The 17,488-nt window shown below is 62.1% G+C and carries 17 protein-coding genes; 12 read left to right on the top strand and 5 right to left on the bottom strand.

Annotated features, from left to right (window positions below; genetic code table 11):
• Positions 1 to 251: 251 nt before the first annotated feature.
• The 4 genes from LB568_RS02215 (at position 252) to LB568_RS02230 (ending at position 3,395) form a co-directional block, all read left to right on the top strand.
• On the top strand, positions 252 to 716 hold the full coding sequence (locus tag LB568_RS02215; RefSeq protein WP_224728915.1) for a cupin domain-containing protein: 465 nt from the start codon (positions 252 to 254) through the stop codon (positions 714 to 716).
• A gap of 271 nt (positions 717 to 987) precedes the next feature.
• Entirely contained in the window at positions 988 to 1,380 is a 393-nt protein-coding gene (locus LB568_RS02220; protein WP_224728916.1) for a Rid family hydrolase, read from the top strand.
• Between the two features lie 157 nt (positions 1,381 to 1,537).
• Positions 1,538 to 2,302, top strand: coding sequence for a hypothetical protein (locus tag LB568_RS02225; protein ID WP_224728917.1), 765 nt, complete (start codon positions 1,538 to 1,540; stop codon positions 2,300 to 2,302).
• The gene (locus LB568_RS02230; protein WP_224728918.1) at positions 2,292 to 3,395 is read left to right on the top strand and encodes a pentapeptide repeat-containing protein; all 1,104 of its coding nucleotides are present in this window, start codon (positions 2,292 to 2,294) and stop codon (positions 3,393 to 3,395) included. Before LB568_RS02225 ends, LB568_RS02230 begins: the two co-directional genes overlap by 11 nt.
• Positions 3,396 to 3,442: 47 nt before the next feature.
• Here LB568_RS02230 and carB read toward each other — a convergent pair whose 3' ends face one another.
• From carB to LB568_RS02245, 3 genes are all read right to left on the bottom strand, one after another.
• Positions 3,443 to 6,946 carry a carbamoyl-phosphate synthase large subunit gene (gene carB, locus LB568_RS02235; protein WP_140572014.1) on the bottom strand — a complete coding sequence of 1,168 codons (3,504 nt, stop codon included), beginning with the start codon at positions 6,944 to 6,946 and terminating at the stop codon, positions 3,443 to 3,445.
• A 236-nt stretch (positions 6,947 to 7,182) separates the two neighbouring features.
• Positions 7,183 to 8,058 carry an SH3 domain-containing protein gene (locus tag LB568_RS02240; protein WP_224728919.1) on the bottom strand — a complete coding sequence of 292 codons (876 nt, stop codon included), beginning with the start codon at positions 8,056 to 8,058 and terminating at the stop codon, positions 7,183 to 7,185.
• A 149-nt stretch (positions 8,059 to 8,207) separates the two neighbouring features.
• Entirely contained in the window at positions 8,208 to 8,963 is a 756-nt protein-coding gene (locus LB568_RS02245) for a metallophosphoesterase family protein (protein ID WP_041164632.1), read from the bottom strand.
• Positions 8,964 to 9,221: 258 nt separating this feature from the next.
• On the opposite strand from LB568_RS02245, the gene LB568_RS02250 reads away from it, so the two are divergent.
• Entirely contained in the window at positions 9,222 to 9,692 is a 471-nt protein-coding gene (locus LB568_RS02250; protein WP_224728920.1) for a nucleoside deaminase, read from the top strand.
• A 31-nt stretch (positions 9,693 to 9,723) separates the two neighbouring features.
• Here LB568_RS02250 and LB568_RS02255 read toward each other — a convergent pair whose 3' ends face one another.
• Entirely contained in the window at positions 9,724 to 10,077 is a 354-nt protein-coding gene (locus LB568_RS02255) for an ArsR/SmtB family transcription factor (RefSeq protein WP_224728921.1), read from the bottom strand.
• A 209-nt stretch (positions 10,078 to 10,286) separates the two neighbouring features.
• Here LB568_RS02255 and LB568_RS02260 point away from each other — a divergent pair, with 209 nt between their 5' ends.
• On the top strand, positions 10,287 to 11,465 hold the full coding sequence (locus tag LB568_RS02260; RefSeq protein WP_224728922.1) for an MFS transporter: 1,179 nt from the start codon (positions 10,287 to 10,289) through the stop codon (positions 11,463 to 11,465).
• Positions 11,466 to 11,490: 25 nt separating this feature from the next.
• On the opposite strand, the gene LB568_RS02265 is transcribed toward LB568_RS02260, so the two are convergent.
• A complete protein-coding gene (locus tag LB568_RS02265; RefSeq protein WP_224728923.1) occupies positions 11,491 to 11,946 on the bottom strand; it encodes a MarR family winged helix-turn-helix transcriptional regulator in 456 nt (151 codons plus the stop codon).
• 215 nt (positions 11,947 to 12,161) lie between these two features.
• On the opposite strand from LB568_RS02265, the gene LB568_RS02270 reads away from it, so the two are divergent.
• The 6 genes from LB568_RS02270 (at position 12,162) to LB568_RS02295 (ending at position 17,444) form a co-directional block, all read left to right on the top strand.
• Positions 12,162 to 12,956, top strand: coding sequence for an SDR family NAD(P)-dependent oxidoreductase (locus LB568_RS02270; RefSeq protein WP_224728924.1), 795 nt, complete (start codon positions 12,162 to 12,164; stop codon positions 12,954 to 12,956).
• Between the two features lie 296 nt (positions 12,957 to 13,252).
• A complete protein-coding gene (locus LB568_RS33765) occupies positions 13,253 to 13,534 on the top strand; it encodes an acylphosphatase (protein WP_412033889.1) in 282 nt (93 codons plus the stop codon).
• Positions 13,535 to 13,555: 21 nt separating this feature from the next.
• Complete coding sequence (locus LB568_RS02280) at positions 13,556 to 14,197, top strand: TetR/AcrR family transcriptional regulator (protein WP_140575841.1); 642 nt, start codon at positions 13,556 to 13,558, stop codon at positions 14,195 to 14,197.
• Positions 14,166 to 15,329 carry an isovaleryl-CoA dehydrogenase gene (locus LB568_RS02285; RefSeq protein WP_224728925.1) on the top strand — a complete coding sequence of 388 codons (1,164 nt, stop codon included), beginning with the start codon at positions 14,166 to 14,168 and terminating at the stop codon, positions 15,327 to 15,329. Before LB568_RS02280 ends, LB568_RS02285 begins: the two co-directional genes overlap by 32 nt.
• A gap of 1 nt (position 15,330) precedes the next feature.
• A complete protein-coding gene (locus tag LB568_RS02290) occupies positions 15,331 to 16,938 on the top strand; it encodes a carboxyl transferase domain-containing protein (protein ID WP_013896402.1) in 1,608 nt (535 codons plus the stop codon).
• A 131-nt stretch (positions 16,939 to 17,069) separates the two neighbouring features.
• Complete coding sequence (locus LB568_RS02295; RefSeq protein WP_224728926.1) at positions 17,070 to 17,444, top strand: hypothetical protein; 375 nt, start codon at positions 17,070 to 17,072, stop codon at positions 17,442 to 17,444.
• The last annotated feature ends 44 nt before the right edge of the window (positions 17,445 to 17,488 follow it).

Genomic DNA, 17,488 nt, shown 5'->3' on the forward strand with positions numbered 1-17,488 from the left:
TCCTGCCGGACATCTCCCCCTCAATGGGGGAGATTGGCAGCTTTGGCGCCGGCTCTCTTCTCGCAACATTGAAAATTGCCGAAAGCCGACGTGACGGCCAATCTCCCCCCTAGAGGGGGAGATGTCCGGCAGGACAGAGGGGGCGCCGTAGGGCGTGACGGCGGATGCTTCGCCAGTTGCGAACCCGGTGCCGCAAGTTGGCTCCGCGCCCGTCGCGAATTAAACTGTGGCCATCACCCGAGGAAGCACCCATGCCCAAGATCGACCTCGCCACCGTGCCCATCCGCCAAGGCTCCGGCTACCCCGCACCCTTCGACGCGCCCTGCGCCACCCGCACGCGCCGGCGCCTGGGCGATGCCGGCGGGCTCACCGATTTCGGCGTCAATTTGATGACGCTCCCGCCCGGCGGCTGGTCGAGCCAGCGCCACTGGCACAGCCATGAGGACGAACTCGTCTATGTGCTGGAAGGCGAACTGACGCTGGTCGAGGATGGCGGCGAGACGCTGCTCAAAGCGGGCGATAGTGCTGCCTTCGCCAAGAACAGCGGCAACGGCCACCATATGATCAACCGCTCGGCGACGACGGCTGTTTACCTCGAGGTCGGCTCGCGCAATCCGGACGACGTCATCACCTGCTCCGACATCGACATGATGAGCCCGAGTTCCGACGGACGGTTCCTGCACAAGGATGGGACGCCGTATCCGGGGCAGGGGTGAGCGAGGTGCCGGCCTTTCCTTCTCCCCCTGTGGGAGAAGGTGGATTGCCGCGAAGCGGCAAGACGGATGAGGGGTGCTCCAGCGGAGTGAGGCGTTGGTGTTTTCTGGTTCGATCTCGTAATTGTTTGACGGTATCGCCAAGCTGGAACACCCCTCATCCGACCCGGCGCTGACGCGCCGTGCCACCTTCTCCCACAGGGGGAGAAGGAAGAACTGCGCTGGCGTTCGGCGGCTGGCGCGATAAGCTTCCGCCAACCCAGGGAGCATCACCATGAAAAAAGAAGTCATCGAAGTACCCGTCATGTCGGACAAGGTTCGCTCGCTCGGCCTGCCCTGCTCGACAGCGGTCAAGGCCAACGGCTTCGTGTTCATCTCGGCGACGCCGCCGGTGGACATGGTGACCGGCGAGATGGTGCGCGGCGACATCGAGGTGCAGACCGAGGCGTCGCTGAAGGCGCTGAAACACTGCCTGGAAGCGGCCGGCACCTCGCTGGACAATGTGGTGATGGTGCGCATCTACGCCGTCAATTCCGGCTTCTACAACGCGATCAACCGGGTTTACGCGAGGTACTTCAACGTCAACCCGCCGGCGCGGAGCTTCGTGCCGGTGGCGTCTTGGCCGATGGAGTTTGATATCGAGATCGAGTGTGTGGCGGTGGCGTGAGGGTCGCTTCCAACGAAACTAGCTGCTGAAATCGCTTGTCACCACACATGTATTTACCTCAACATGTGGAGGTGTTTTTCGAAGTCTCTTTTGTCGAAGCAAAATGGGGTTTGAACCAGACGTGAAAATTAGGCCATCCGACCCAACGAACGAGACGGTGAGTTCGAACCCCGAATGGATCGTTTCTAACAAGCTGATCGATTTGGCAGAGCTAAATATCGACAGAAAAGTCGTTGAAGCGTCCATCTCTGAAGAGACCGATATTATTCTCGATCTGCGATTTGGCTTGGGTACAATAGATATCAATGGGCAAGAGATAGATATCGGTTTCAAGTGTGCCGAGCTCTATCTGATCCTGGATGGTGTGGAGATAACTCCCGGTAGCCGGTTTGGAGACCATCAGGTAGAGGCAGTCATTACAGATACGCTTAAAGAATCAACGAAGTTGTCGGCGTCGAAGGCTACGGCTACGAAGGCAGGGTTCACTCTTGACCCAACGGCGCTTCTAGCCAGCGCTTCGCATGAAGAGTCCGGCGCTTCAAACATGGAACATGCTGTCGCTCGCGACCTCACTAGAACTGAATATCGCATCAGCGCTCGCCCCAATGGTCTGTGGTTTCTGGAAGGACCAAAGGGTGGCCCTCTGGTAAATACATATCTTTCAGGCAGTTTGCTGTGTAAAGTACGACCTTTAGAAAAATCTAATAGACGGGGCGCAAAGATTGTTTTGCTATCTAGAAAAAACCATATCTATTTCTCACCGCCGGATAGTGGATCTGGAATTCTATCTAAGTTGAGCAGGGGAAATACGAATCTCGATCGTGTTTTTTCTGCCTTGCTTGCAAAGTCAGTTGGTAACGAGAGCTATGAAAAAAAATCTGGCTACATTGAGATTTCAGTTATAGGTAACCATGAGCTATAGATATATACGTTCAGTTCCGGTTTCTGCTGATTTTTCAACTAACGCTCTTCGTTTGCTAAATGAGAGCAGCAAGAATTTTGTGATATTGGCTGTTGCTGCAGGTATTGACCCTGCTACCGATCTTGTTGGAACAGACCTGAGCGGAGTAAATTTTTCTGACTGCGACCTGAGTGGCTACAATTTCACCAATTGCGACCTGCGTGGTGCTTATGGATCAAACGTTCTGTTCGATGAGACCACGAATTTTACCGGCGCGCTGGTTGAGGGTTCTTTATTTTACTATTTCAAAGAGGTGTCAATATTTAGCGATGAATTTGCGGAGAAGGAGTATCTTAGACTTCGCGCAAATTACTGGGGAGCTATTTGTGATTGGATTGCGCGCAGTATTGGCAGGGATGCTCGTGAAAACGATCGCGCAATGGCGATTCGCTTGTTTTTTGATACAAAAGACCTTACAGTGAAGACAGATATACTTCTTCGAATGAAAAATATATTTGTTAATATTGAAGACTATCGAAAATTTCTTGTGAATATAATACTACGACAATCCAATGACGTTCGTGCTATGAGGGCGGCAATTCAGGCTGCCTCTCGAATAATTAACAGCGATCACTTCCTATTCAGAACGATATTGGCCTACGCTCGTACGGCAGAGTACGGGCTTTCGATCTCTTTGATGTCACAACTGATAAGGTCTCAGTTTTTTTCCAAACACGTCGACGATATACGTGAAATAATCAATGCGAATTCTGACTATAAGTTGAGGGTTTCGTTTCTTCGAAGAGTTAACAAAATTTACAGGTACTGCCCAGAGGAGTACATTCAAGTTGATGACGGGCAATTCCTAGATTTTGGAGTGGCTATCGAAAAAAAACAATTTCTAAAGGTATTAAGCTTTAGTTTTGACCGTCTTTATTCTGCGCAGATTGGAATACTAAGAACCCAATCTAAATTATCTGATAGGGAGCTGTCAAAGCAAGCAAGATCGAACATGGCTCTAGATATATTGTCGTCACTTAGAAAATTCGAGACAAATGAAATTTATCTTGTTTCAAGCGATTTAATAGACGAAGAGGTATCTGGGTTTGTATAGAATTGCTAAACGTGTTCTTGTATTATTGCAGCTATCCGGTTGATATATCACGCAAAATACTCCTGCAGCGGCCGAACCTCCAGGCTCCCCGCCTTCAGCGCCGCAATCGCCTCGGCCACCGCCGCTGCACCCGACAGCGTCGTATAATACGGTACCTTCTGCATCAGCGTCGCCCGGCGCAACGACTTGGAGTCCGACACCGCTTTCTGGCCGTCCGTAGTGTTGAAGACGATCTGGACCTGGCGGTTGCGGATGGCGTCTTCGATGTGGGGGCGGCCTTCCAGCACCTTGTTGATCTTTTCGGCTACCACGCCGTTTTCGGCGAGGAAGCGCTGCGTGCCCGAGGTGGCCAGCACCTTGAAGCCGAGGCCGGCGAGGCGCTTGACCGCCGGCAGGATGCCTTTCTTGTCCTCGTCGCGCACCGAGACGAAGAGGGTGCCGGAGCGGGGCAGGTCGACGCCGGCCCCTAACTGGCTCTTGGCGAAGGCCAGCGCGAAATCGCGGTCGAGGCCCATGACCTCGCCGGTCGAGCGCATTTCCGGCCCGAGCAATATGTCGACGCCGGGGAAGCGGGCGAAGGGGAAGACGGCTTCCTTGACAGCGATGTGGCCGGGGTTCCTGGGGTCAGGCATCGCGCCATAATGGGCGAAGGCGTCTTCCAGGCTCTCGCCGGCCATGATGCGGGCGGCGATTTTGGCTATGGGCCGGCCGATGGTCTTGGCGACGAAGGGCACGGTGCGTGACGCGCGCGGGTTGACCTCCAGCACATAAACCGTGCCGTCCTTGATCGCATACTGCACGTTCATCAGGCCGCCGACATTGAGCGCACGGGCAAGGGCTGCCGTCTGGCGCTCCAGCTCGTCGACGAGTTCGGAAGGCAGCGAGTGGACGGGGAGCGAGCAGGCACTGTCGCCCGAATGGATGCCGGCCTCCTCGATGTGTTCGAGAATGCCGGAGACGAAGGTCGCCTTGCCGTCGCAGAGGCAGTCGACATCGACCTCGATGGCGCCCGAGAGATAGGTGTCGAACAGCAGCGGGTTCTTGCCCAGCAGCGTGTTGATCTGGCCGGTCTTGTCGTTGGGGTATTTCTGCTTGATGTCCTCCGGCACCAGGCCGGGCACGGTGTCGAGCAGGTAGGATTGCAGCATGCTCTCGTCATGGATGATCTGCATGGCGCGGCCGCCCAGCACATAGGACGGGCGCACCACCAGCGGGAAGCCGAGTTCGCCGGCGACGAGGCGGGCCTGCTCGACCGAATAGGCGATGCCGTTCTTCGGCTGGCTGAGGTTGAGCTTGTGCAGGAGCTTCTGGAAGCGGTCGCGGTCTTCGGCGAGATCGATCATGTCGGGCGAGGTGCCGAGGATCGGGATGCCGGCCTTCTCCAGCGCGTCGGCGAGCTTCAGCGGCGTCTGGCCGCCGAACTGGACGATGACCCCGACCAGCTCTCCCGAGGCCTGTTCGGCGCGCAGGATCTCCAGCACGTCCTCCGCCGTCAGCGGTTCGAAGTAGAGCCGGTCCGAGGTGTCGTAGTCGGTCGAGACGGTCTCGGGGTTGCAGTTGATCATGATCGCTTCATAGCCGGCGTCGCGCAGCGCGAACGCCGCGTGGCAGCAGCAATAGTCGAACTCGATGCCCTGGCCGATGCGGTTCGGCCCGCCGCCGAGGATGACGACCTTCTTGCGCGACGAGACCTGGGCCTCGTTGGCGAGGCTGCCTGCGAACGGCACTTCATAAGTGGAGTACATGTAGGCGGTCGGCGAGGCGAACTCGGCGGCGCAAGTGTCGATGCGTTTATAAACTGGATGAACGTCGAGCTTTTCGCGAATCTTCTGAATCACTTCGGCGTCGGTCTTCGTCAGCGACGCGAGGCGGGCGTCGGAGAAGCCCATCGCCTTCAGCATGCGCAGATTGACGGCGTCCTGCGGGATGCCGTGCTCGCGGATGCGGGCTTCCATGGCCAGGATGCCGGCGATCTGTTCGAGGAACCACGGGTCGATCTTGCACATGGCGTGGACGTCTTCCAGCGAGGTGCCCATGCGGATCGCCTGCGCCACCATGCGCAGCCGGTCGGGGGTCGGGGTGCCCAAGGCGGCGCGGATGGCGTTGCGGTCGTCGACATGGCTGGCAACTGCCGCCCCATGGCCGAGGCCGGGGATCTCGATCTCGTCGAGGCCGGTGAGGCCGGTTTCCAGTCCGCGCAGCGCCTTCTGCAGCGATTCCTGGAAGGTGCGGCCGATGGCCATGACTTCGCCGACCGACTTCATGGCGGTGGTCAGCACCGGCTCGGCGCCGGGGAATTTCTCGAAGGCAAAGCGCGGGATCTTGGTCACCACGTAATCGATCGACGGCTCGAACGAGGCGGGGGTAGCGCCGCCGGTGATGTCGTTCTCCAGCTCGTCCAGCGTGTAGCCGACGGCAAGTTTCGCGGCGATCTTGGCGATCGGGAAACCAGTCGCCTTGGAGGCGAGCGCGGAGGAGCGCGAGACGCGCGGGTTCATCTCGATCACCACCAGGCGGCCGTCGGCCGGGTTGACGGCGAACTGCACGTTGGAGCCGCCGGTCTCGACGCCGATCTCGCGCAGCACCGCGAGCGAGGCGTTGCGCATCATCTGGTATTCCTTGTCGGTCAAGGTCAGCGCCGGGGCGACGGTGATCGAATCGCCCGTGTGCACGCCCATCGGGTCGATGTTCTCGATCGAGCAGACGATGATGCAGTTGTCCGCCTTGTCGCGGACGACCTCCATCTCATACTCCTTCCAGCCGAGCACGCTTTCCTCGATCAGCACCTCGGTGGTCGGCGAGGCGTCGAGGCCGGACTGGACGATGTCGTAGAATTCGGCGCGGTTGTAGGCGATGCCGCCGCCTGTGCCGCCCATGGTGAAGGAGGGGCGGATGATGGCCGGCAGGCCGACATGGTCGAGCGCCTGGGCGGCGATCGCCATGGCGTGGCTGATATAGCGCTGCTTGCGGTCGCCTTCGCCGAGGTTCCAGCGTGTCTCCAGCGCATCGAGCGCGGTATCGAGATCGGCCGGCTTCTCGGCCTTCAGCGCGGCGCGCTCTGCCTCATGCGTCTTGCGGTCGGCGTTCTTGACGTCGGTGGCGTTGGCCAGCATCGACTTCGGCGTTTCCAGGCCGATCTTGCTCATCGCCTCGCGAAACAGCGCGCGATCCTCGGCCTTGTCGATGGCCATGGCGTCGGCGCCGATCATCTCGACATTGTAGCGCTCGAGCACGCCCATGCGGCGCAGCGACAGAGCGGTGTTGAGCGCGGTCTGGCCGCCCATGGTCGGCAGCAGCGCGTCGGGCCGCTCCTTGGCGATGATCTTGGCGACGACTTCAGGCGTGATCGGCTCGATATAGGTGGCGTCGGCCAGTTCCGGGTCGGTCATGATGGTGGCCGGGTTGGAATTGACCAGGATGACGCGAAAGCCCTCTTCCTTGAGCGCCTTGCAGGCCTGGGTGCCGGAATAATCGAACTCGCAGGCCTGGCCGATGACGATGGGGCCGGCCCCGATGATCAGGATCGACTTGATGTCGGTGCGTCTTGGCATGGGTTCGGATTCCGTTCGGCGAGCGGCTTACACGAAAAACCGGGACGGGAAGACCCGGCCGGTTGTGCTTGCGATTCTGGTATCAGGCTAGGAGGGCCTTATAGGGAAGAGTTTTGTCGGATGTAACCCCGAAAATGAGGGGAGGGATTAGGGAGTAGGGATTGGGCAGTAGGCCATAGGAAGCGCTGCTGAACGCTTTTCTTCCCATCTAGTCCCTACTGCCTACCGCCTAACCCCTAATCCCCAAACGCAATGGCATCCGTGATCTCGAAACGCTCGGCCTCGCCGATGCGGATCATGTTGAGGCTGCCCTCGCGGGTGAAGCGGAAATTGCCGTCGGCGTCCGAGCCGGCCGGCCGGCCGGCGTCGAAGGCGATGACGCGCGTGCCGCCATCGGGCCAGGTCACGGTCACTTCGGCCTTGTCGGTGCCCTTGTGCACGACGATTGCCGCGCAGCGCGTCATCGGCTGGCCGACCTTGCGGGCGCAGGGAATCTCGATGCCGCCGCCAGAGGCAAGAGCGTCGGGCTGGGGCGGGAGTTCCGCGACGGTCTGCTTATCGACGGGTGCAGCCGCGGCGGGATCGGCAACCGCCCCGGCCGGCGGGGTCTCAGCCGCCAGAGCCAGGCCATAGGCATCCCGCATGGCGGTCTCGGCAACGGATTTCACCGGCGGTTCGGCGGCGTCGGCCGCCTCGCCCAGCCGTGCCGTCAGATCAGGCGTTGGCGGAGGGGCGGCGGCATCACCGGCAGGCGCGTCCGCCGCCTGGTCCAGATCGGATACGGTCGCCGGATTGAGAGGCACGAGGTAGCGCGCGGGGGCCCAGCCGGTGGCCTTGGGATTGTCGGACTCGACCTTGCACCAGGGGTGCCCGTCAATGTCGTTGCAGCCAAGGTTGCGTACGCTTGCGCCGCCGGCCAGGCGGGCCTCGGTCTTGCCGATCGCCGATGGCTTGGCTCGGATATTGAGCAGGTCGTCGGGGGCAAGCCCGGTGACGACCGAAATGAAGTCTTCGGCATGGGCAGGGACAACGGCCGGCCAGGCCGCGATCAGCAGCGGAACGGCAATCAGCGCCTGCAAACTTGTTCGGAGCGTAACTGTACGCCTCATCATTTGGCCGTGCGCCGATATTCAAAACACCATGCCGCGGCAGTCCCGCCGCATGCCCGGCCGGTTTTATAGGGGACGACGGGCCGCCATGTAAGTCCGAAAATTGTGGCAAAGCTGGTGCCGGTCGATCGCTGGGAAGCCGGCCGCGCGGTTTACGGCATGAAGCCGGTGCGCAAGCCGTGGGCCCATTCCGGCCGTCCCGCCTGCTCGGCCTGCCGTGCGGCCGCCTCGTGGTCGTAGCCGACGGCGATGGCCTCGAAACGGTCAGGCAGGCCGGCGCCGCCCAAGGTGACGATGCCGTAGCGGGCGTGCGGCGAGCCCTGCTCGGAGACATGTGCCGGCGGCGTTGAATCGTCATAGGCGGGGCAGCCGATGCTGCCGGGGTTGAAGATGACCGGGCCATCGGGAACACGGACCAGCTCGGCGCGGTGGCTGTGGCCGCACAGCGCAATGCGGCAGGCCGGGGCGAGCGCCTTCAGCCGGCGCCGGATCGCCGCCAGCGGCGCGCGCACCAACTGGCCATCGACGATCGCGTCGGTGAGATATTTCTCGTCATGGTCGGGACGGGCGTGGAAGGCGATGACGCCGGGTGCGATCTCCAGGGTGAGGGGTTGCGCGAGAAGCACCGCGCGCTGCGCCTGCGTCAGCCGCTCCTGCGCGTAGACGTCCGAGGGCCACATCTCGTCATTGGCGGGGTCGGCCGCGACGCGGCGATCATGGTTGCCGCGCACCGTCGGCAGGTTCAGCGCCTGCAGCCTTGCAAACGTCTCGCGCGGCCAGAGCGGGCCGGAAACGCTGTCGCCAAGATTGACGGTGAGATCGGCGCCGCCACGCCGCGCCAAATCCTCCAGCACGGCATCCAGCGCCAGTATGTTGCCGTGGATATCGGCGAGGACGGCTATGCGCATGCGGTGGGCTCCCTTGGCACGGCCCGTTGGAGGCCTTTCCGGCCCTTCTTCGATATCAAGCCCCCGTCTTCGTTATCAAGCCCCCGCCTTCGTTATCAAGCCCCCGTCGTTGTCATCAGGCTCTTGAGATCGTTCGGGACGGGACCACTGGGCAGCCCAGCCGTGGCTATCGCGGAAGCACTGCATTTGCTAGCGTCCACGCCGTCCCGAAGTTCATATGGGAATATCCGCTTAGACAGCCTCGAAAGGCACCAGGCGATGACCCGCGACCGGATGTTCGCCCACCTGCGCGCTGCCAATGACGTCGCGCGCGACGCCGCCGCGCACGGTCACCATCCTTTCGGCTGTGTGCTCGTTGGCCCCGACGATCGCATCCTCATGCGGCAAGGCAACATCAGCACCGTGCGCCACGCCGAAACCGAACTCGCTCGGCGTGCCGCGGACGCCTATCCGCCGGAATTCCTCTGGTCCTGCACGCTGGTCTCGACCGGCGAGCCCTGCGCGATGTGCACCGGAACGCTTTACTGGGCGAATATCGGCCGGCTGGTCTACGGCTTCGAGGAGACCAAGCTTCTGGAGCTGACTGGCGACCATGCCGACAACCCGACGATGAACCTCGCGTCGCGCACGGTCCTCGCCTCCGGGCAGAAGCCGGTCGAGGTCCACGGCCCCTTCCCAGAGATGGAGGAGGAGCTTCTCGCGCCGCATATCGGTTTTTGGCAGCGCTAGGGGGGCTGAATTTTGCTTCGGAACCTGCGGTCTACGCCGGCACTTCGATGTCGGGGCCGCCGACCGCCGGAAGGGCAGAGTCGCCAGCCGCGGCGATGACACTGTCGAGCAGGCCGGGGAAGCGGGCGTCGAGGTCGGCGCGGCGCAGCGTGATCATCCGGTTGGTGCCGACCACTTCGGTGCGGGTGACGCCGGCCTCGCGCAATTTGGCGAGGTGATAGCTCAAATTCGTCTTCGAACCGAGATCGAGGAACCGGCTGCAGTTCAGCGGTACGCCTTCCTTGCTGGCGAGATAGCGCACGATGGCAAGCCGCGTCGGGTCGCCGAGCACGCCGAGCACGATGGGCAGGCTGATCTGGTCCGTATTGGGGTGAGGCAGCGTCATGGCTGGAAACCTAAGCGCAGTTCGGGCCGATTTCAACGCATCCGTCCTCGCCTGCCCGTACACACTGTTTCTCCCGTTTCGCCCCGTGCTGACCTTTTGTGCTGACACAGGGCTGTCAGGATAGTTCAGCTATTTTCCGTTGGCTTCATTGACATCATGCCCTGTTATGTCCAATTGTTCAATAACTTTTGAACTAAGGACACTTCCCCATGGACAAGCGTCTCTTCTGGCTCGCGCTCGGATCGTTCACGATCTCGACCGAGGGCTTCGTCATTTCCAGCCTTCTGCCCGACATCGCTGGGGATGCCGGCATTTCCATTCCGTTGGCGGGCACGCTGATCACTGCCTTCGCGCTCGCCTATGCGATCGGCACGCCGATCCTGGCGACGCTCACCGGCGAATGGGACCGGCGCCGCGTCATTCTGTGGACGCTGGTGTTCTTCGTCGTCGGCAACATCACCGCCGCCTTGAGCTCGTCCTTCGAAGTGCTGCTCATCGCGCGCATCATCATGGCGCTGTCGTCGGGCCTGTTCGCGGCGACCGCGCAAGGTACGGCGGTGGCACTGGTCGATGACCACCACCGCGCCCGCGCCATTGCCGTCGTCGTCGGCGGCACCACGGTGGCCGTTGCGCTCGGCGCGCCGCTCGGTGCGCTGGTGGCCACGGTCGCGGGCTGGCGCGGCACCTTCTTTGCCATCGCCGGGCTCGGCGCGCTGGCCGGCGCGATCCTGTGGTATCGGCTGCCGCGCGGGATCGTCGGCACCAAGCTGCCGCTCAGGCGGCGGCTGGCGGCGGCACTGCGTCCCGGCGTCATGCCGATCCTGCTGACGACGGTCTTCGCCCTGATCGGCGCCTTCACCGTCTTCGCATTCATCGCGCCCCTGGCTATCGAAGGCGGTGGGCTCAGCCCGCTGGCGCTGCCCGGCATGCTGCTCGCCTTCGGCGTCGGCGCCGTCATCGGCAACGTCGCCGGCGGCCAGGCCGCCGACCGCTTCGGCGCGACGCGCACCGTTGCCTGGTCGTTGGCACTGAGCGCGGCGATGCTGGTCACCTTCTCGCTGATCCCGACCTTCCTGCCGCACAACATTGCCGGACCGGCGCTGATGGGCATGATGGTGCCGTGGGGCATTGTCGGCTGGGCGTTCCCGCCGGCGCAGGCCAGCCGCATCATCAAGCTGGCGCCAGATGCTGCCCCGATCGTGCTGTCGCTCAATGCCTCGGCGCTCTATCTCGGCGTGGCGCTGGGCGCCGTGGTCGGCGGCGCCGTGCTGCGCTATGGCGTGCCGGCCGACCTCGGCCTGGTCGCGGCTGCCTTCCCGATCGTCGGGCTTGGTATCGTGGTGGCCGGCCGGATGCTGGCCAGGCCAGTGGCGATGCCGGCGGAATAAGGTCTGCGAAAAGCCGTCGGCTGCTTCAGGTGGCCGACGGCAGATCGAAATCCAACGCGGCGATGTCATCCAGCACCGCGCGCAGCTTCGCCGCCTGTTCCTTGCCGACCAGATCCTCGAATCGCCGCTGGGCGACTTCCCAAAGCTTCACGGCCTCATCGAGCTTGACAAGGCCCAACGGCGTCAGCCGGACGCGCTTGATGCGGCGGTCATCCTTGTCGGCGAAGGTTTCGAGGAAGCCGTCGCGGATCAGCGGCTTCAGCGTATGACCGAGCGCCGACAGATCCATGACAAGGGCAGCGGCAAGGGCGCCCATTGCCGGCTCGTTGCCGACATGGATCTGGTAGAGCAGGCCCTGCTGTGTTGCCTTGAGCCCCGACGGGGCCAGCACATCATCATAGAATTGGCCGAGCTTGCGCGTTGCACGCCGCAGCATGGCGTTGTTGCAAAGGTTAAGGCCGGGCAGGGCGTCTTTCGGCATGATAGGTCCTCGCGGCAGAGACATGATGTCCGTCGCAGCCTGACAAATAATCCCCGTTGAGATCATTGACAAGATAGTGGCATATGCCTACTTCGTTGATAGTGGCATATACCACTATTGAGTTGAGCGACTTTGGTGAAGGCGAGGGCGATTGCCCACGGAGCCCGGCAACACGGGTCGAAACGAACCAATTGGTCGAAACAAGGAGCAGGATAATGAGTGCAGAAAACAACAAGGGCACGGCGGTCGTCACCGGCGCCTCGTCAGGCATCGGCGCCGTCTATGCCGACCGGCTCGCCGGCCAGGGCTACGATCTTGTGCTGGTGGCGCGACGCGCCGACCGGCTGGCAGAACTGGCTGAAAAGCTGCGCCATACCTACGATCGCAAGGTCAGCGTGATCAGCGCCGATCTTGCAAACGACGATGATGTGCGTCGCGTCGAGCAAGCTGTAACAGCCGACGAGAGCATCACACTGCTGGTCAACAATGCCGGCATCGGCGGTCAGGCCGTCGTGGCCACCGCCGACGTCGACGCGGCCGAGCGCATGATCAAGGTCAACACCATCGCCTTGACGCGCCTAACCCGCGCCGTGCTGCCGGGGCTTTTGGCACGCAACCGCGGCGGCATCGTCAACATCGCCTCGGTGCTCGCCTTCGACACCTCCTTCGGCGGCATCTACAGCGGCACCAAAGCCTATGTCGTCAACTTCACCGAAGCCCTGCACCGTGAGGTCGCGGGCACCAATGTGAAGGTGCAGGTGGTGCTGCCGGGCGCGACCCGGACCGATTTCTGGGAACTTGCCGGCACCGATATCGACAATGTTCCGAAGGAGATCATCATGACCGCCGACGACATGGTCAATGCCGCCCTTGTCGGCCTGGCCAGGGGCGAAGCCGTCACCGTGCCCGCACTTGCCGATACCGCCAAGCTCGACACGTTCCTCGCCGCCCGGCAAGCCTTCTACGGCAGCCTGCACGCCGACAAGCCGGCGGCGCGTTACGGGGTTTGAAGCCAATGCACATACCTTCTGTGACTGGCGTGACCGATCGGCCCGAGGCTTGACTGCCACGTGGTTCCCCCAATCCGTCGCTGCTTCGCAGCGCCACCTTTCCCCCCTCCGGAGGGAAAGGAAGGGAGCGTTGCTGGACGAGCGTTGACGGCAAAAAGCCTGGCGCCTTTCCTCTACCCCGTCGATCGGGGGAGAGGTGGCTCGGCGAAGCCGAGACGGAGTGGGGGTCGACCAGCGCTACGTTAGACAATGCATGCGCCAAGCTGCCATGCAAGCTATCGCCAAAGACCAGCCGCTTGGGAATGTGTCTTGGGCTGACGGGCTGGGTGCGCAACGAGCGCGACGGCTCGGTCACCGCGCTGATTGCCGGTGCCGATGCCGCGGTCGACCCCATGATAGAGCGGCTTTGGCAAGGGCCGCGGGGCGCGCTGGTCTCGGCGGTCGAGGTCGAGGAGGCGACGGACGACGCGCCGGCAGACTCAGGATTATCGCTTAGCGCCATTCCTCGCCCCCAAGGCAGCGGGGCGAGGAACAACGTATCCAGAGCACTTGAATTAATTGAACGTTCGTTTTATTAATGCCGCTTCAATGAGGCGACCATGGCGCGCACCACAGGATCCGATGGCGAAAAGACCGAGGCGGCTGTCCGCCAGGCAGCGGTCAGCCTGATTGCGCGCTATGGCTACGAGGCGATGTCCATGCGCCAGTTGGCGGCGGAAGTCGGCGTGCAGGCCGCAGCGCTCTACCGCTATTTCCCGACCAAGGAAGACCTGCTGTTCACGCTGATGCGCGAGCACATGGAAGGGCTTCGCGGGGCCTGGGAACAGGCCAGGCCAGTCGGCGCCGATCCAGCGGAGCAGCTTGCGGCCTATGTGCGCAACCATATCGCATTCCATATCGAGCGACGGCACGCCACGCATGTATCGAACATGGAACTGCGCAGCCTTTCGCCCGACAGGCTGACGCAGATTCTGCGCATGCGCACGGCCTATGAAAAGGAACTGCGCTCGATCCTGCGCGATGGCGCGGAGGCAGGCGCCTTCAGCATCGATGACACCGGACTGACGGCGATGGCGCTGATCCAGATGATGACCGGCGTCATCGTCTGGTTTCGCCCGGGCGAGCGGCTGTCGATCGCTGAAGTGACGGCGACATATCTTTCGATGACAATGCGGCTGGTTGGCGCGACAACTACCGGGGAGGAACGGCATGTATACGAACACGCTCAGCTTCGGGCATGACGAAGACATCGAGGCATTGCGCGACCTGGTGCGGCGCTTCGCCCAGGACAAGATCGCGCCGATCGCCGGCGACATCGATCGCCAGAACGAATTTCCGGCACATCTGTGGCGCGAGTTCGGCGCGCTCGGCCTGCTCGGCATAACGGCCGATCCGGATTTCGGCGGCAGCGGCATGGGTTATCTGGCCCACGTCATCGCGGTGGAGGAGATTTCGCGCGCTTCCGCCTCGGTCGGCCTCTCCTACGGCGCTCATTCCAATCTTTGCGTCAACCAGATCAACCGCTGGGCAACACAGGCGCAGAAGGAAAGATTCCTGCCGCCGCTGTGCTCGGGCGAGCGTGTCGGCGCGCTCGCCATGTCGGAATCCGGCGCAGGCTCCGACGTCGTCTCGCTCAAGCTGCGCGCCGAAAAGCGCAACGACCGCTATGTGCTCAACGGCACCAAGATGTGGATCACCAACGGGCCGGATGCCGAAACGCTGGTCGTCTATGCCAAGACCGATCCGGAGCGGAAATCGCGCGGCATCACCGCCTTCATCGTCGAGAAGGCGATGGCCGGGTTCTCCGTGGCGCAAAAGCTCGACAAGCTCGGCATGCGCGGTTCCAATACTGGCGAGCTGGTGTTCGAGAATGTCGAAGTGCCCTTCGACAATGTGCTGCACGAAGAAGGGCGCGGCGTCGAGGTGCTGATGTCGGGCCTCGACTATGAGCGTACCGTGCTCGCCGGCGGTCCGATCGGCCTGATGGCGGCATGCCTCGACGTGGCGATCCCCTATGTGCACGAGCGCAAGCAGTTCGGCCAGGCGATCGGCGAATTCCAGCTGGTGCAAGGCAAGTTGGCCGACATGTACACGACGATGAATGCCGCGCGCGCCTACGTCTATGCCGTCGCCGCCGCTTGCGATCGCGGCCAGACGACGCGCAAGGATGCCGCCGGCTGCGTGCTGTTCGCCGCCGAGAAGGCGACGCAGATGGCGCTCGATGCGCTGCAGCTGCTTGGCGGCAACGGCTATATCAACGACTATCCGACTGGGCGTCTGCTGCGCGATGCCAAGCTCTACGAGATCGGCGCCGGCACCAGCGAAATCCGCCGCTGGCTGATCGGCCGCGAGATCATGGCCGAGGGGGTGTAGCATGGCCGTTCTCCGAACCCAGATCTCCCCCTCCTCCGAGACCTTCCGTGCCAATGCCGAGCGCATGCGGGCGCTGGTCGCCGACATTGCGGAGAAGGCGGCTAGCGTCGAGCGCGGCGGCTCCGAGGAGGCCCGTGAACGCCACGTCTCGCGTGGCAAGCTGTTGCCGCGCGAGCGCCTCGCGCAATTGCTGGATTTCGGCTCGCCCTTCCTCGAGATCGGCCAGTTCGCGGCGTGGTCGATGTATGGCGAGGAGATTTCGGCGGCCGGCTTGATCGCCGGCGTCGGCCGCGTCGAAGGCACCGAGGTCATGGTCGTCGTCAACGATGCCACCGTGAAAGGCGGCACCTACTACCCGCTGACGGTGAAGAAGCATCTGCGCGCGCAGGAGATCGCGCTGCAGAACAATCTGCCTTGCGTCTATCTGGTCGACAGCGGCGGCGCCAACCTGCCCAACCAGGACGAGGTGTTTCCCGACCGGGAACATTTCGGCCGCATCTTCTACAACCAGGCCAACATGTCGGCGGCCGGCATTCCGCAGATAGCCTGCGTCATGGGTTCCTGCACGGCGGGCGGTGCCTATGTGCCGGCGATGTCGGACGAGACGATCATGGTGCGCAACCAGGCGACCATCTTCCTCGGCGGCCCGCCGCTGGTGAAGGCGGCCACCGGCGAGGACGTCAGTGCCGAAGATCTGGGCGGCGCGGACGTGCACACGCGGCTTTCCGGCGTCGCCGACCATTATGCGATGGACGACGAGCATGCCCTGGCCATTTGCCGGCGCATCGTCAAGAACCTGAATCGAAACAAGACTGTAAGCCTGACCTCTAGGAAAGCTCATCCGCCGCTTCATCCGGCGGATGAACTCTACGGCATCGTACCGACCGATCTGCGCCAGCCCTATGATGTGCGCGAGGTGATCGCGCGCATCGTCGACGGCTCCGAATTCGATGAGTTCAAACAGAATTACGGCACCACGCTTGTCACCGGCTTTGCCCATCTCCATGGCATGCCGGTCGGCATCATCGCCAACAATGGCGTGCTGTTTTCCGAGAGCGCGCTGAAGGGCGCGCACTTCATCGAGCTGTGCTGCCAGCGCGGGATACCCCTGGTTTTCCTGCAGAACATCACCGGCTTCATGGTCGGGCGAAAATACGAGGCCGGCGGCATCGCCAAGGACGGCGCCAAGCTGGTGATGGCGGTTGCCACCGCCAAGGTGCCGAAGGTGACCATGATCATCGGCGGCTCGTTCGGCGCCGGCAATTACGGCATGTGCGGTCGCGCCTATTCGCCACGCTTCCTGTGGATGTGGCCGAATGCCCGCATCTCGGTGATGGGCGGCGAACAGGCGGCAACGGTGCTTGCCATGGTCAAGCGCGAAGGCATCGAACGCAAGGGCGGCGAGTGGAGCGCCGAGGAGGAGGCGAAGTTCAAGAAGCCGATCCTGATGAAATACGAGCATGAGGGGCACCCGCTCTACTCGTCCGCGCGGCTCTGGGATGACGGCATCATCGACCCGGCAAAGACGCGCGAGGTGCTGGCGCTCAGCCTGTCCGCGGCACTCAATGCGGAGATCGAGGAAACCCGCTTCGGCGTGTTCAGGATGTGAGATGAACGATATCGGCGTGGTCATCCATCCCATCACGAAATTGCGAGCCTTCGCCGCAGAGCTAGTGATGGCAGGAAATATTCGCTATTGCTTGTGCTTGCGCTGCACTACGCAATGGGAATGGGCTAAAAATGAAACCGAAATACCTACAGAATGCATCCGCATCAATACTTTCAGTAATTCTTTTGCTCGCGGCATCCAGCGGGAGTATCGCCGTGTCGCTTTCGGGAAGCGAAGGAGACAAGCGTTTTCCGCCAACTCTGCCCTACACGCAGAAGGCACCATGCACCAAGGCTTACAAGGCCTATATTGCGGCGGGCGGCCATTCGGCCTACGCCACCACGCCTTATACACGGGTGAGATCGCTGTATATCATCTGCGGCGCAAAGCTGAACGCTCCCTCTCAGAAAGTGGCCGAGGATCTGGCGATGAAATCCTGCGAGGGTACGGTCGCCCGCCACAGGGTGACGACGGGCGGCGCCTGCGAGATCGCTGCTTCGAAATAGCCGGGCATCTGCCGAACCAGCGCCGCCCGAGGCAAAACCGGGAG

The organism is Mesorhizobium sp. B263B2A, from assembly GCF_020165775.1.
Lineage (GTDB): Bacteria > Pseudomonadota > Alphaproteobacteria > Rhizobiales > Rhizobiaceae > Mesorhizobium > Mesorhizobium opportunistum.